Origin of the sequence: Microbacterium sp. MYb72, from assembly GCF_002979415.1 — a bacterium.
In the GTDB taxonomy this organism is placed as follows: Bacteria; Actinomycetota; Actinomycetes; order Actinomycetales; family Microbacteriaceae; genus Microbacterium; species Microbacterium natoriense.
Map to the genome: position 1 here is coordinate 1 of NZ_PCOT01000017.1, position 12925 is coordinate 12925.

The window sequence follows — 12925 nt, forward strand, 5'->3', positions numbered from 1 at the left end:
GCCGCCGAGCGCACGGGTTGTCGCCGAGTGCACGGGTCGTCGACGTGGACGACCCGTGCACTCGGCGACAACCCGTGCGCTCGGCGGCGGGGCGGGCCGCCAGGACTCAGTAGGCGATCACGGGGAGCGGGAGCCAGGAACGTGAGTCCGTGTACGGCTCTGTTCCCTCGAACCGCGCCGTGATCAGGTGGATGCCGCGGAACGAGGGGTGGCGAACGCGCCAGCATCAGGGGCATGACCGATCAGAACACCCCCAAGAACGACCGCCCGCTGCGCGATGACGACGACCTCCGCGACCTCCTCGAAAGAATGCTCGAACGCGCCAGTCGGCGTCAGGTGTGGCTCATGTTCATCGATGCGCGCGGATGCCTCGGTGAGCCCCTCATCCCGATGGAGGGGTATCCCGAAGATCCGAACGCGCTGACGCGCACGGAGGATCTCGGCGAGCTCACCGAGGCCCAGCTGCTCGTGCAGCGCGCGGACCTCCTGCGCGAGGTGACCTCCAGCGAGTCCGTCGTGATCGTCTGGGAGCGCATCGGCCCGTCGGCCGTGGGCGTCGACGACCGTGAGTGGGCGCGGGCGATGCGCGATGCGGCGTTCGCGCTCAGGGTGCCGCTGCGTGCGCAGTTCATACTGCACGACGGGGGAGTGCGTCTGCTCCACCTCGATGACATCCTGTGACAGGCGCCTGATCATGTGGAACGATGTATACATGTCTACAGGGGTGCTGAGCGTCCGTCTTCCGGAAGAGCTGAAGGCTCGTCTCGACGCGCTTGCAGCCTCGACCGGGCGCTCTGCGGCCTACTACGTTCGGGAGGCGGTGTCGCAGCATCTCGCCGACCTCGAGTACGCCTACGCGGTGCGGGCGGAGGCGGAAGCCGTCCGTCGCGGCGAGGTGCCATCACGCTCGCTGGACGATCTCGCACGCGACCTCGGCTTCGATCCGATGGAGCTCCGCCGAACGCCGCACGACGGCGCCGCAACGCCTGCACCCGCCTGATGCGCTACCGGCTCACGCCGGCGCCCCGATTCGAGAAGCAACTGCGCAAGCTCGACCGCAGCACGTCGCGGCGCATCCTCGTCGCGCTGTACGAGCTGGCCGAGTTGGAGGATCCCACCGTCAGGCTCAAGCCGTTGCGACGCGAACTCGCGGGGCTCTGGAGGCTGCGGGTCGGCGACCATCGGGTCGTCCTCGACGTGAGGCCGGATGAGGTGGTCATCGTGGCGGTCGATGTCGGGCACAGGCGGAGTATCTATCGATGACACAGATACAAGGGTGTCCTAGTAAATATCCGGAGACCCGAGTAACATCGACAATGTGCCAACGAAGGCGCGAAGGGATGTCACACAATGACTCGTACCATTCCGCATTTTGTAGGCGGATCGCTTCTCACCCCTGAAGACGGGCGCTTCGCCGACGTGTTCGATCCGAGCACGGGAGCAGTGCAGGCCAGGGTGCCGCTCGCCTCCGCCGACGAGGTGCGCAACGTGATCGCCGATGCTGAGGCTGCTCAGGTCGGATGGGCGGCGACGAATCCGCAGAAGCGCGCCCGCGTGCTGCTGCGCTTCCTCGACCTCGTGCAGCGCGAGATGCAGTCGCTCGCGGAGCTGCTCGCCAGCGAGCACGGCAAGACGGTCGACGACGCGAAGGGCGACATCCAGCGCGGACTCGAGGTCATCGAGTTCGCCGCAGGGGCGCCGCACCTCCTGAAGGGCGAGTACTCCACGGGCGCCGGCGCGGGGATCGACGTGTACTCGATGCGTCAGCCCCTCGGCGTCGTGGCCGCGATCACTCCGTTCAACTTCCCCGCGATGATCCCGCTGTGGAAGGCGGGTCCCGCCCTCGCCGCAGGCAACGCCGTCGTCCTCAAGCCCAGCGAGCGCGACCCGTCCGTGCCGGTGCGTCTCGCCGAGCTGTTCCTGGAGGCGGGTCTCCCCGCCGGAGTCCTCAACGTCGTCCACGGCGACAAGGAGGCGGTCGACACGCTGCTGACCGATGACCGCATCCGTGCCGTCGGCTTCGTCGGCTCGACGCCGATCGCCGAGTACATCTACGCGACCGCCGCCGCCCACGGCAAGAGGGCCCAGTGCTTCGGCGGAGCGAAGAACCACATGATCGTGATGCCGGATGCCGACCTCGATCAGGCCGTCGACGCGCTGATCGGCGCGGGGTACGGCTCCGCGGGCGAGCGCTGCATGGCGATATCCGTCGCGGTGCCCGTGGGGCAGGAGACCGCGGATGCTCTCGCCGCGAAGCTCACCGAACGCGTCGCACAGCTCCGCATCGGCCCCTCCCTCGCCGCCGACGTCGACTACGGCCCGCTCGTCACGCGGGCCGCGGTCGAACGGGTCGAGGGCTACATCCAGCAGGGCGTCGACGAGGGCGCCACGCTCCTCGCCGACGGTCGTGGCTTCACGGTCCCCGGCCACGAGGAGGGCTTCTACCTCGGTCCGACCCTGTTCGACCACGTCACGACCGACATGGCGATCTACCGCGAGGAGATCTTCGGCCCCGTGCTCGTGATCGCCCGTGCGGCGGACTATGAGGAGGCGCTCCGCATGGCGAACGAGCACGAGTACGGCAACGGCGTCGCGATCTTCACGCGCGACGGCGATTCCGCGCGTGACTTCGCGGCGCGAGTCGACGTGGGCATGGTCGGCGTCAACGTGCCGATCCCCGTGCCGATCGCCTACTTCACGTTCGGCGGCTGGAAGCGCAGCGGCTTCGGAGACCTCAACCAGCACGGCGCCGATGCGTTCCGCTTCTACACGAAGACCAAGACGGTGACGAGCCGCTGGCCCAGCGGGATCCGCCAGTCGGGCGCCGAACAACCAGCAGAGGGTGCGAGCTTCGTCATCCCCACCATGCACTGAGCAGCGACTACCCCACCATGCACTGAGCAGCGACTGCCCCACCATGCACTGAACAGCGACTGCCTCCATCCCACTAGGAATCCCCATGACACTCACCACCGTCACCACCACCGCCGAGGAGCGCGAGGCGATCCTCGACGCCGTCCGCGAGTTCGCCGACACCGAGCTGGCCCCGTACGCCCTCGAGCGGGACGAGAAGCACCTGTTCCCGCGCGAGAGTCTCGGCCGCGCCGGCGAGCTCGGACTCGGCGGCATCTACGTGCGCGAGGAGTTCGGCGGCACGGGGCTCAGCCGCACCGACACCGTCGCGATCTTCGAGGAGCTCGCGAAGGCCGATCCCGCGGTCGCGGCCTACATCTCGATCCACAACATGGTCGTCTGGATGATCGACACCTACGGCGACGACGCCCAGAGGGGCGAGTGGCTTCCCGCGCTCACCACGATGGAGCAGTTCGGCGGGTACTGCCTCACCGAGCCGGGAGCGGGATCGGATGCCGCGAACATCGCCACCAGCGCGGTCCGCGACGGCGACGCCTATGTGCTCACCGGCGTCAAGCAGTTCATCTCCGGAGCAGGCGAGGCGGGCGTGTACGTCGTCATGGCGCGCACCGGCGAACCCGGGGCCCGCGGCATCAGCGCCTTCCTCGTGGCGGGCGACGCCGAAGGACTGAGCTTCGGCGCACCCGAGAAGAAGATGGGCTGGCACGCGCAGCCCACGCGCCAGGTCATCTTCGACGGGGTGCGGGTGCCAGCCTCGGCCATGCTGGGCGACGAGGGCAAGGGGTTCGCGATCGCGATGTCCGCCCTCAACGGAGGTCGGCTGAACATCGCCGCCTGCTCCCTCGGCGGAGCGCAGTGGGCGCTCGACCGGGCTGTGCAGTACGTGCACGAGCGCGTCGCCTTCGGCGAGCCGCTCGCCGAGAAGCAGTCGATCCTCTTCGCCATCGCCGACATGCGCACCGACCTGCAGGCCGCACGACTCATGGTCCGCGACGGAGCTCAGGCCGTCGACGAGCATGCCCCCGACGCTACGATGCGCTGCGCCATGGCCAAGCGCTTCGCCACCGACGCCGGCTTCGACGTCGCCAACAGGGCCCTTCAGCTGCACGGCGGGTACGGGTACCTTCAGGACTACGGGATCGAGAAAGTCGTCCGTGATCTGCGGGTGCACCAGATCCTGGAAGGGACGAACGAGATCATGAGACTCATCGTCGGGCGGGAGATGCTGCGCCCCGCAGGGTCGGCCTCCCTCCAGCGCAGCGGCGGAAGCCAGACGCGGAGCGCGTCATGAGCAGGGTCGCCTTCCTCGGGCTGGGGCACATGGGACTCCCGATGGCCGTCAACCTCGTCAAGGCCGGGCACGAGGTGCACGGCTTCGACCTGGTGCCTGCGGCCATCGACGCCGCGCGGGCCGCCGGCATCCCGGTCGCCGCGAGCGGGTCGGATGCCGTCGCCGATGCGGATGTCGTCATCACGATGTTCCCCGCCGGGCGCCACGTGATCGCCGCCTACCAGGACGAGCTGCTGGCCGCGGCGCGCCCCGGCACACTGTTCATCGAGTCCTCGACGATCGCGGTCGACGAGGCCCGCACGGCCCACGAGCTCGCGATCGCCGCTGGGCACCGCAACGTCGACGCGCCCGTGTCTGGCGGAGTGGTCGGCGCGGAGAACGGCACCCTCGCCTTCATGGTGGGAGGGGCCGACGAGGACTTCGCTGCGGCGCTCCCTCTGCTCGAGGCGATGGGCAGGCGGATCGTGCACTGCGGTGGTCCCGGCCTCGGCCAGGCAGCGAAGGTGTGCAACAACATGGTCCTCGCGGTCTCGCAGATCGCCGTGGCGGAGGCCTTCGTGCTGGGCGAGCGGCTGGGTCTCGAGCATCAGGCCCTGTTCGACGTGGTCTCCCAGGCCTCCGGCCAGTGCTGGTCGATCACGACCAACTGCCCCGTGCCGGGCCCGGTTCCGACGAGCCCCGCCAACCGCGACTATCAGCCGGGGTTCGCAGGGGCGCTCATGGCGAAGGACCTCGGGCTCGCGCTGCAGGCCATCGAGCAGACGTCCACCGACGCGAAGATGGGCAGGCTCGCGCAGCAGCTGTACGCGGCCTTCGCCGAGGGAGACGGCGCGACGCGCGACTTCTCCGGCATCATCACCGACATCCGCGACGATCGCGTCTGATGACGCAGGACATACTGAGAAGACCACGACGGAGAGGGCCTTCACGATGACCGAGTACGAGACGATCCTGGTCGAGCAGCGCGGAAGGGTCGGCTGGATCACGCTGAACCGCCCGCAGGCGCTCAACGCTCTGAACAGCCGCATCGCCGAGGAGGTCACGGCGGCGGCCGTCGCCTTCGACGCCGATGAGGGCGTGGGCGCCATCGTCCTGACCGGCTCCGAGAAGGCGTTCGCCGCCGGAGCCGACATCAAGGAGATGGAGGCGATGTCGGCCGCCGAGATGCTCGAGACCGACCACTTCGGCATCTGGTACGACTTCGCCGCGGTGCGCACCCCGGTGATCGCCGCGGTGTCCGGCTTCGCCCTGGGCGGGGGCTGCGAGCTGGCGATGATGTGCGACATCATCCTCGCCGCCGACACCGCGAAGTTCGGGCAGCCCGAGATCAATCTCGGCGTCATCCCCGGCATGGGCGGCACGCAGCGGCTGATCCGCGCGGTCGGCTACTACAAGGCGGCGGAGCTCGTGCTCACCGGGCGCTTCATGGGCGCCGAGGAGGCGGAGCGCTCCGGTCTCGTGTCGCGCGTCGTGCCGGCATCCGACCTGCTCGCCGAGGCCGAGAAGCTGGCCGAGACCATCGCCTCGAAGTCGCTGCCATCGGTCTACGCCGCGAAGGCCGCCCTGGACGCCGCGATGGAGACGACACTCGCCGAAGGACTCGCGCACGAGAAGGCGGCGTTCGCCGCGCTGTTCGACACGGAGGACCAGAAGGAGGGCATGTCGGCCTTCCGGGAGAAGCGTGCGCCCGACTTCCGGAACAGGTGAGCTCTCAGCCGCGCATCGCCTCGACGACCTTGGCGATGCGGCGGTCGCGCGTGGCCTCCTGCTTCGCCTCGGCGACGGAGCGGGCATGCTCCTTACGGTGCGTGTAGGGGAGCTTCTCGAAGGCGGCGCGCAGGGCGGGCTCCGCGTCGAGGGCGGCCGTGAGCTCGGGAGGCTCTTCGACCGTGCGCTCGGCGGTGTCCACGGCGATGACGGCGTCGACCTCCTGGTCGATCTCGACGCCGAGCTCGGCGCGCGTGGCCTTGCTGAAGCCGATCATGTTCTTCCCGCCCATGCGGGAGAGACGCAGACGAGCGGTCCGCCCGCCGATCGTGACGGCGACGGGGAAAGCCTTGCCCGCGCCGAAGGCGGCGACCTGCTCATCGGTGAGCACGATGGCAGCCGCGGGCCCGGACCCCGCGAGGACGGTGTGCAGGTGCAGTTCGGTCATCCCGACAGCGTACGCCCGGGCGGTGCGCGCGGTCACGCCGAAGCAGCCCCGGTGCGGGGTCGTCCTGACCTCGGCATCGGGTGCACCGCGCCGCGTGTCCCGAGCGGCCGCCACTCGGGCGGCGTCGCCTCGATCTCGGAGGCGAGCAGGTCGTTGCGCTCGGAGATCAGCCGCCGCATGTACTCGCGCAGGAACAGGCGGTCGACGATCCGGCCGATCGGGCCGAACGGGGAGCGGAACGTGATCGTGTCGCGCATCAGCGTGCCCCGCGGATGCTCCTCGAACACATGCTCGTGGAGGAAGTCCCCGAAGGGCCCCGACAGCTGCCGGTCGCTGAAGCCGTGCGGAGGGTCGATGTCGAACACGACGGAACGCAGCCGGAACGGGATGCCGAAGTGCTGCGCCCGCCAGGTGACCGTCGACCCCTCGGTGAAGGCTCCGCCCGCAGGCGCCTCGACCATCGTCTCCCCATATCGCACCATCGAGCGCACGTGCAGGCCGGGGTCGAGGGAGGCCGCGAATACGGCAGACGGCGGCGCCGCGATCACCCGTTCGAGCACGAACGCCGCCATGTCAGAGCGGTTCGGGCTGGGGGCGCGGGTCGGTGAAGTCGCCCGCGGCTTTGCGCATGCGCGCGACGATCGCGACGAGCTCCGCGGCGTCGTCGGCGCTGAGGCCGGGGTTCGCGAACACGTCGGCGTTCAGGGCTGTGGTCGCGCGATCGACGAGGTCGCGTCCGGCCGGCGTGAGCGCGAGGAGCGCGGCCCTGCCGTCGTGCGGATGCGGCTCGCGGATCACGAGACCGTCGCGGACCAGGCGCTCGGACGTGCTCGTGATCGTCGTCGCATGCACCTGGAGACGGGCCACCACGCTCGACAGCGGCAGACGCCCCGCGCGGCTGAACGCGAGCAGGCGCAGCACCTCGTAGCGCGCGAAGGACAGCGAGAAGGGCTTGAGTGCGGCGTCGACGCGGGCGAGCAGCAACTGCTGCGCACGCATCACCGAGGTGACGACGGTCATCCCGTCTGCGGCATCCGACCACCCGTGCGCGAGCCACTGCCGCTTCGCCTCGGCGAGCGGATCCACGGGCAACGGGCGGGACGGGGTCACAGGTTCTACGGTAGGCCATCGGATGCTCTGAGTCTCAGTTGCAGAAAAGTTGGCACTCAGTTTCAAGGGACTAGAATCGAGCCAGTCGTGAGGAGCAATCGATGAAGATCTTCGTCCTGGTCAAAGAGGTGCCGGACACCTATGGCGATCGCAAGCTGAATCTCGAGACGGGTCTGGCCGACCGCGCCGCCGGAGACGTGGTGCTCGATGAGATCACGGAGCGCGCGCTCGAGGTCGCACTGAGCTACGCCGACAAGAACGAGGGCACCGAGGTGGTCGCCCTCTCGATGGCGCCCGAGGGGTCCACGGCATCCGTCCGCCGCGCGCTCGCGATCGGTGCCGCATCCGCCGTGCACGTCGCCGACGAGCAGCTCGCCGGCGCCGACCTGACCTTGACCGCCGAGGTGCTGGCCGCCGCGATCCGTCGCGGAGAGCCCGACCTCGTCATCACCGGCAACCTCTCGACCGACGGCTCGGGCGGTGTGATCCCGGCGATGCTCGCGGAGCACCTGGGCTGGGCGCAGGCGACCGCGCTCTCCTCAGTGGAGATCAGCGCGGATGCCGTCGCGGGCACGCGGGCCGCCGACGCGGGATCCCAGCCAGTGTCGGCGAGCCTGCCGGCGGTGATCTCGATCACGGAGGCGCTGCCGGATGCGCGCTTCCCGAACTTCAAGGGCATCATGGCGGCGAAGAAGAAGCCGCTCGAGGTGCTCTCCCTCGCAGACCTCGGCGTCTCCGCCGACCCGTCCCTCGCGCCGCGGACCATCATGACGACGGTCGCGGAGAAGCCCCCGCGCGCAGCGGGCGTGAAGATCGTCGATGAGGGAGACGCCGCCGACAAGCTGGTGGAGTACCTCGTGCAGAACAGGCTGGTGTGAGATGAGCTCGTCCGAGAACCCGATCCTCGTCCTCGTGGACGTCGACCCCGCAGGAGACGTCGCGTCCAGCACCGCTGCGCTGATCGGCGCGGCATCGACCATCGGCAGGCCGGTCGCGCTGATCGTCGGCGGCTCTGCGGATGCCGCGGAGCAGGCCGCCCAGGCCGGCGCGGCGGAGATCATCTCCGAGGAGGGCGACGCCGCGCTGCTCACCGTGCCGATCGTCGACGCGCTGCAGCGGGCATACGAGCGGGTGCGACCGGATGCCGTGCTCATCTCGAACTCGATCGCCGGCCGCGATGTCGCCGGCCGTTTCGCCGTGCGTGCGAAGCTCGCGCTCTCGGTCGACGCGGTCGGCGTCTCCCGTGACGACGAGGGCATCGTCGCACACCACTCCGTCTACGGCGGCGCCTACCTGACCGACTCCGCCCCGACGTTCGGGACTCCTGTCATCACCGTGCGGCAGGGCGCGATCGACGCACGCGCGGAGCGCATCGACGACGCCGTGTTCACGGGGGCCACCGGAGCATTCCCGGTGAGCGGAGTCGCCGCGACCGCCGGGACGATCGACGCCGTCGAGCAGGCGTCCTCGCGCCCGGAGCTCCGCGGCGCCGCACGCGTCGTGTCGGGCGGACGCGGGCTCGCGTCGAAGGAGAAGTTCGTGCTCGTCGAAGAGCTCGCCGATGCGCTCGGCGCAGCCGTGGGCGCGTCCAGGGCCGCCGTCGATGCGGGGTACATCCCGCAGTCGCACCAGGTCGGCCAGACCGGCGTCTCGGTGTCGCCGCAGCTCTACGTCGCGCTCGGCATCTCCGGCGCCATCCAGCACCGCGCGGGCATGCAGACCTCGAAGACGATCGTCGCGATCAACAAGGACGCCGAGGCTCCCATCTTCGACGTCGCCGACTTCGGCATCGTGGGCGACCTGTTCACCATCGTGCCGCAGGTCATCGCCGCTCTCGAGGCGCGGAAGAAGTAGGCATGGCCACGCTGCGACGCGGACTTCCGCGGGTACCGGGCGGAGAGCCCTGGCCTCCCGCGGGGGTGAGCGACGGCGCCGATGCGGACGCGATGGCGGATGCTGCGACGGATCCGGGTGCGGAGTCCGGAACTGCGACGCAGCCGAGTGCCTCGGGCGCCGCGGCGGGCGCATCGGGAGACGCGGCGGGCGCTTCCGGAGATGCGGCTGCCGGTTCCGGTGCTTCGGTTGCTGCCTCGGTCGAGCGGGCAGAACGAGACGAGGCGCGCGCTGCCGATTCGGCCGCCGCTGCCTCTGTCGCCGCTGCCTCTGTCGCCGCTGCTGCCTCCACCGCTGCAGTTCGCATCCGTCGCGGACTCCCGCGTGTGCCGGGCGGAGAGCCGTGGCCCCCGGCGGATGTCGCGCCGAACAGTTCGTCTACCGCCTCAACCGTCGCGTCGACGGACTCCTCGTCTGTCGCGCCGTCGTCCGTCTCGTCCGTCGCGCCGACCACAGTCCCGAGCGCGGTCGCAGCACCGGAGCGGCCGCAGTCGTCCGAGTCGGCGCCAGACGCAACGCGCGCATCGACGGGGTCGTCCGCGCAGAGCGAGGGCGCGACTGCCGATGGCGTCATGCGCCGAGGACTTCCGAGAACCGCGGGTGGCGAGCCCTGGCCGCCGGCGGGACTCGTGCCGGCAGCCGTGGCGCCGGTCGGAGCGGCGGATCGGGCCGGGGCGCCATCCTCGCCCGATGATCGGGCGGCCGCCGCGCCGTCTGCCTCCGACGCTGTGGGCGTCGACTCCGCATCTGCGGCGGCATCCGTCGCGGCGGCATCCGCCCTCGGCGAGGGGGACGCCGTCTCCGCGGCATCCGCTGTCGCTCCGGTCGCGGCATCCGCCGTCGTGCCTGGCGCCGACCTCAGCGTCCCCCTGCGGGGCGCGCGCACGGTGTGGAACGGCAGTGCGCCCCGGCATCTCCCCGCCGCACCGGCATCCGACCGCCGTCGTCCGACGTGGACGCAGGGGATCGCCGCGCTCATGGCCGCCGCCGGTCTCGGAGTGCTGGCCGGCGCCGCCGTCGCCCTCGTCCGGACGCTGCTGAGCCTGGATCCGCTGCAGGACTTCCTCGCGGCCTTCCCCGGGGAGTATGCGCCCGCGGTGCACGTGGAGCCGGGCTTCGCGCCATGGATCGGATGGCAGCACTTCTTCAACATGTTCCTGATGGTGCTGATCATCCGATCGGGACTCACCATCCGGCGCGAGAAGCGGCCGACCGCGTTCTGGACGCCCAAGAACAACCCGAAGGGCAAGGTCAGCCTGACGATCTGGTTCCACCAGGCCCTCGACATCCTGTGGCTCGTCAACGGCGCGATCTTCGTCGTCCTGCTGTTCGTCACCGGGCACTGGGCGCGGATCGTGCCGACGAGCTGGGAGGTCTTCCCGAATGCGCTGTCGGCGGCTCTGCAGTACGTCTCGTTCAACTGGCCGCACGAGAACGGGTGGAACAACTACAACAGCCTGCAGCAGCTGGCCTACTTCGTCACCGTGTTCCTCGCAGCGCCTCTGGCTGCGGTCACCGGATTCCGGATGTCGGGGCTGTGGCCGAAGAAGGCGGAGCGGCTGTCGAAGGCCTACCCGATCGAGTGGGCCCGCGCCGTGCACTTCCCGGTGATGCTGTACTTCGTGCTGTTCATCATCGCGCACGTCGCACTGGTGTTCCTCACCGGCTTCCTCGCGAACCTCAACCACATGTTCGCGTCCTCTGACGCGGTCACGTGGACGGGTTTCTGGGTGTTCGTCGCGGCCGTCGCCGTGATCGCCGCCGGCTGGGCAGCCGCCCGCCCGCTGGTGATCGCCCCGATCGCCAAGCTCTTCGGGACCGTCTCCGGCCGCTGAGTCGCGTGGGTTCCGCATCGCCTCCTGAGTCGCGTGGGTTCTGCGCTGCCCCTGAGTCGCGTGGGTTCTGCGCTGCCCCTGAGTCGCGTGGGTTCTGCGCTGCCCCTGAGTCGCGTGGGTTCCGCATCGCCCGCTGAGTCGCGCGGGCTCCGCGCCGCCCCCTGACTCGTGCGGGTCCATGCCGCCGAACCCTGAGGCGAGGGTTCTGCGTTCACAACTCCTCATGAGCCGGGTGATCTTCCGCAGATCCGGCCGTGTGGGCGGCTGATGGGCCGATCTGTGCGGAGTTGTGAACGCGGTGCGGCTCGGCCGAGCTCCAGAACTCCGGAGATCTGCCGCGTGCGGATGCAGAAGAGGCCGCCATCCGTGGATGGCGGCCTCTTCTCCGGAGTTCTGGAGCCGAACGAGCGACTCAGCCCGAGAGGGCGGTTCAGCCCGAGCGGGTCAGCCGGAGCGGCTCAGCCCGAGCCGACGGAGCGGCTCAGCCCGAGCCGACGGAGCGGCTCAGCCCGAGCCGAAGCGGCTCGGGCGAAGCGGGCGGGCTCAGCGCGTGAAGCGGACCTCGGTCAGCGTCTCGCCGAGGAACGGCTCGGTGTGGCTGGCGCCGTCGAGGGCGAAGCCGTTGCGGGTGTAGAAGCGGTGCGCGCGGGGGTTGTCCTCGGCGACCCAGAGGTACAGCGGCTCGTCCTTCTCGACGGCGGCGTCGAACAGCTTCTGACCGATGCCGGTGCCGTGGTACGCGTCGAGCAGGTAGATGAAGTAGAGCTCGCGGAACGCCGGAGCATCCTTGTCGCGGGCGGGACCCGAACCGACGAAGCCGACGATCTCGCCATCGACGAGGGCCGCGTTCATCTTGAACTCCGGCCCCTGCGAGGCCCAGTGCGTCCACAGCTCGGCCATGCGGCGGGGCGACACCTTCTCGAGGGCGGCCTTGCTGATCAGGTGGTCGTAGGTCTCGTGCCAGCACTGCGCGTGCACGCGGCCTAGGGCTTCCGCATCCACGTCGCGGACCGGACGAACGGAGATCTGGGGCTGGGCTTCGGCGCTCATGCCGCGACTCTACGCGCGGCGTCGGCGAACCGGAAATCGAGTGGATGTCGTCAACAGGGCATCCGACGCCGATGGAGGATCCGTACAACGATGTTCGCGGATCGTTCGCGAATGGCTACGATCGGACATCGTGAACGTGATCTGGCGCACCCTCCTCGTGATCCTCGGCGCCCGCCGCCGCGTGCGGCAGGGCAAGGCCCTCGAACCGTCCGCCGTCGGCACCATCCGTCTGACGACGCTGCCGACCGACATCGACATCCTCCGCCACATGAACAACGGCCGCTACCTGTCGCTGTTCGACCTCGGACGCTGGGACCAGCTGATCCGCACCGGCCTCTTCGACGCCATGAAGGAGCGCGGCTGGTACGCCGTCGTGTCGAGCGAGACGATCACCTTCCGCAAGTCGCTGCAGCTGTGGCAGCGGTTCGAGGTGCAGTCGCGCTTCATCGGCCACGACGACAAGGCCGTGTTCATGGAGCACCGCGCCGTCGTCGACGGCGAGATCTACGCGAGGGCGATCGTGAGGGCCCGGATGCTGCGTCGCTCCGGCGGCACGGTCAGCAACGAGGAGCTGTTCGCCGCGGTCGGCAAGCCCGAGGGCGTACCGGAGATCGACGAGTGGGTGCACGACTGGGCCGCGGCATCCGCTCTCCCGCCGGTGCGCAAGAGCGCGCCGAGCCTTTGGACCTGAGAACGGGTCGCTCGGCCCCGGAGGGG

The 12925-nt window shown here is 69.8% G+C and carries 15 protein-coding genes; 11 read left to right on the forward strand and 4 right to left on the reverse strand.

All coding sequences use genetic code 11. The features are described from left to right. The first annotated feature begins 234 nt into the window (after nucleotides 1-234). From CQ047_RS10775 to CQ047_RS10805, 7 genes are all read left to right on the forward strand, one after another. Entirely contained in the window at nucleotides 235-681 is a 447-nt protein-coding gene (locus tag CQ047_RS10775; protein ID WP_105675074.1) for a hypothetical protein, read from the forward strand. A gap of 31 nt (nucleotides 682-712) precedes the next feature. Beyond that, nucleotides 713-1000 (forward strand): ribbon-helix-helix protein, CopG family, encoded by a 288-nt coding sequence (locus tag CQ047_RS10780; RefSeq protein ID WP_105675075.1) that lies wholly within the window; start codon nucleotides 713-715, stop codon nucleotides 998-1000. Continuing rightward, nucleotides 1000-1263, forward strand: coding sequence for a type II toxin-antitoxin system RelE/ParE family toxin (locus CQ047_RS10785; protein ID WP_105675076.1), 264 nt, complete (start codon nucleotides 1000-1002; stop codon nucleotides 1261-1263). The genes CQ047_RS10780 and CQ047_RS10785 overlap by 1 nt, the downstream gene beginning before the upstream one ends. Nucleotides 1264-1350: 87 nt before the next feature. Then, nucleotides 1351-2874 carry a CoA-acylating methylmalonate-semialdehyde dehydrogenase gene (locus CQ047_RS10790; protein ID WP_105675078.1) on the forward strand — a complete coding sequence of 508 codons (1524 nt, stop codon included), beginning with the start codon at nucleotides 1351-1353 and terminating at the stop codon, nucleotides 2872-2874. Nucleotides 2875-2959: 85 nt separating this feature from the next. Further along, nucleotides 2960-4165, forward strand: a complete 1206-nt coding sequence (locus tag CQ047_RS10795) for an acyl-CoA dehydrogenase family protein (protein WP_105675080.1) — start codon at nucleotides 2960-2962, stop codon at nucleotides 4163-4165. Then, the gene (mmsB, locus tag CQ047_RS10800) at nucleotides 4162-5049 is read left to right on the forward strand and encodes a 3-hydroxyisobutyrate dehydrogenase (RefSeq protein WP_105675082.1); all 888 of its coding nucleotides are present in this window, start codon (nucleotides 4162-4164) and stop codon (nucleotides 5047-5049) included. Before CQ047_RS10795 ends, mmsB begins: the two co-directional genes overlap by 4 nt. Before the next feature lie 46 nt (nucleotides 5050-5095). Further along, nucleotides 5096-5872 carry an enoyl-CoA hydratase gene (locus CQ047_RS10805; RefSeq protein ID WP_105675084.1) on the forward strand — a complete coding sequence of 259 codons (777 nt, stop codon included), beginning with the start codon at nucleotides 5096-5098 and terminating at the stop codon, nucleotides 5870-5872. Nucleotides 5873-5876: 4 nt separating this feature from the next. On the opposite strand, the gene CQ047_RS10810 is transcribed toward CQ047_RS10805, so the two are convergent. From CQ047_RS10810 to CQ047_RS10820, 3 genes are read right to left on the reverse strand one after another with little or no spacing between them, the layout of a single operon-like run. Then, nucleotides 5877-6320, reverse strand: a complete 444-nt coding sequence (locus tag CQ047_RS10810; RefSeq protein WP_105675209.1) for a YdeI/OmpD-associated family protein — start codon at nucleotides 6318-6320, stop codon at nucleotides 5877-5879. 32 nt (nucleotides 6321-6352) lie between these two features. After that, nucleotides 6353-6892, reverse strand: coding sequence for an SRPBCC family protein (locus tag CQ047_RS10815; RefSeq protein WP_105675086.1), 540 nt, complete (start codon nucleotides 6890-6892; stop codon nucleotides 6353-6355). 1 nt (nucleotide 6893) lies between these two features. Further along, nucleotides 6894-7430, reverse strand: a complete 537-nt coding sequence (locus CQ047_RS10820; RefSeq protein WP_105675088.1) for a MarR family winged helix-turn-helix transcriptional regulator — start codon at nucleotides 7428-7430, stop codon at nucleotides 6894-6896. 101 nt (nucleotides 7431-7531) lie between these two features. On the opposite strand from CQ047_RS10820, the gene CQ047_RS10825 reads away from it, so the two are divergent. The 3 genes from CQ047_RS10825 (at nucleotide 7532) to CQ047_RS19110 (ending at nucleotide 11158) form a co-directional block, all read left to right on the forward strand. Then, a complete protein-coding gene (locus CQ047_RS10825; RefSeq protein WP_105675090.1) occupies nucleotides 7532-8308 on the forward strand; it encodes an electron transfer flavoprotein subunit beta/FixA family protein in 777 nt (258 codons plus the stop codon). A 1-nt stretch (nucleotide 8309) separates the two neighbouring features. Then, the gene (locus CQ047_RS10830) at nucleotides 8310-9284 is read left to right on the forward strand and encodes an electron transfer flavoprotein subunit alpha/FixB family protein (RefSeq protein WP_105675092.1); all 975 of its coding nucleotides are present in this window, start codon (nucleotides 8310-8312) and stop codon (nucleotides 9282-9284) included. Nucleotides 9285-10051: 767 nt separating this feature from the next. Further along, nucleotides 10052-11158 carry a cytochrome b/b6 domain-containing protein gene (locus CQ047_RS19110; RefSeq protein ID WP_258132594.1) on the forward strand — a complete coding sequence of 369 codons (1107 nt, stop codon included), beginning with the start codon at nucleotides 10052-10054 and terminating at the stop codon, nucleotides 11156-11158. Nucleotides 11159-11701: 543 nt separating this feature from the next. Here CQ047_RS19110 and CQ047_RS10840 read toward each other — a convergent pair. Continuing rightward, the gene (locus tag CQ047_RS10840; RefSeq protein ID WP_105675094.1) at nucleotides 11702-12208 is read right to left on the reverse strand and encodes a GNAT family N-acetyltransferase; all 507 of its coding nucleotides are present in this window, start codon (nucleotides 12206-12208) and stop codon (nucleotides 11702-11704) included. 130 nt (nucleotides 12209-12338) lie between these two features. Here CQ047_RS10840 and CQ047_RS10845 point away from each other — a divergent pair, with 130 nt between their 5' ends. Next, nucleotides 12339-12899, forward strand: coding sequence for an acyl-CoA thioesterase (locus tag CQ047_RS10845; RefSeq protein ID WP_105675096.1), 561 nt, complete (start codon nucleotides 12339-12341; stop codon nucleotides 12897-12899). The last annotated feature ends 26 nt before the right edge of the window (nucleotides 12900-12925 follow it).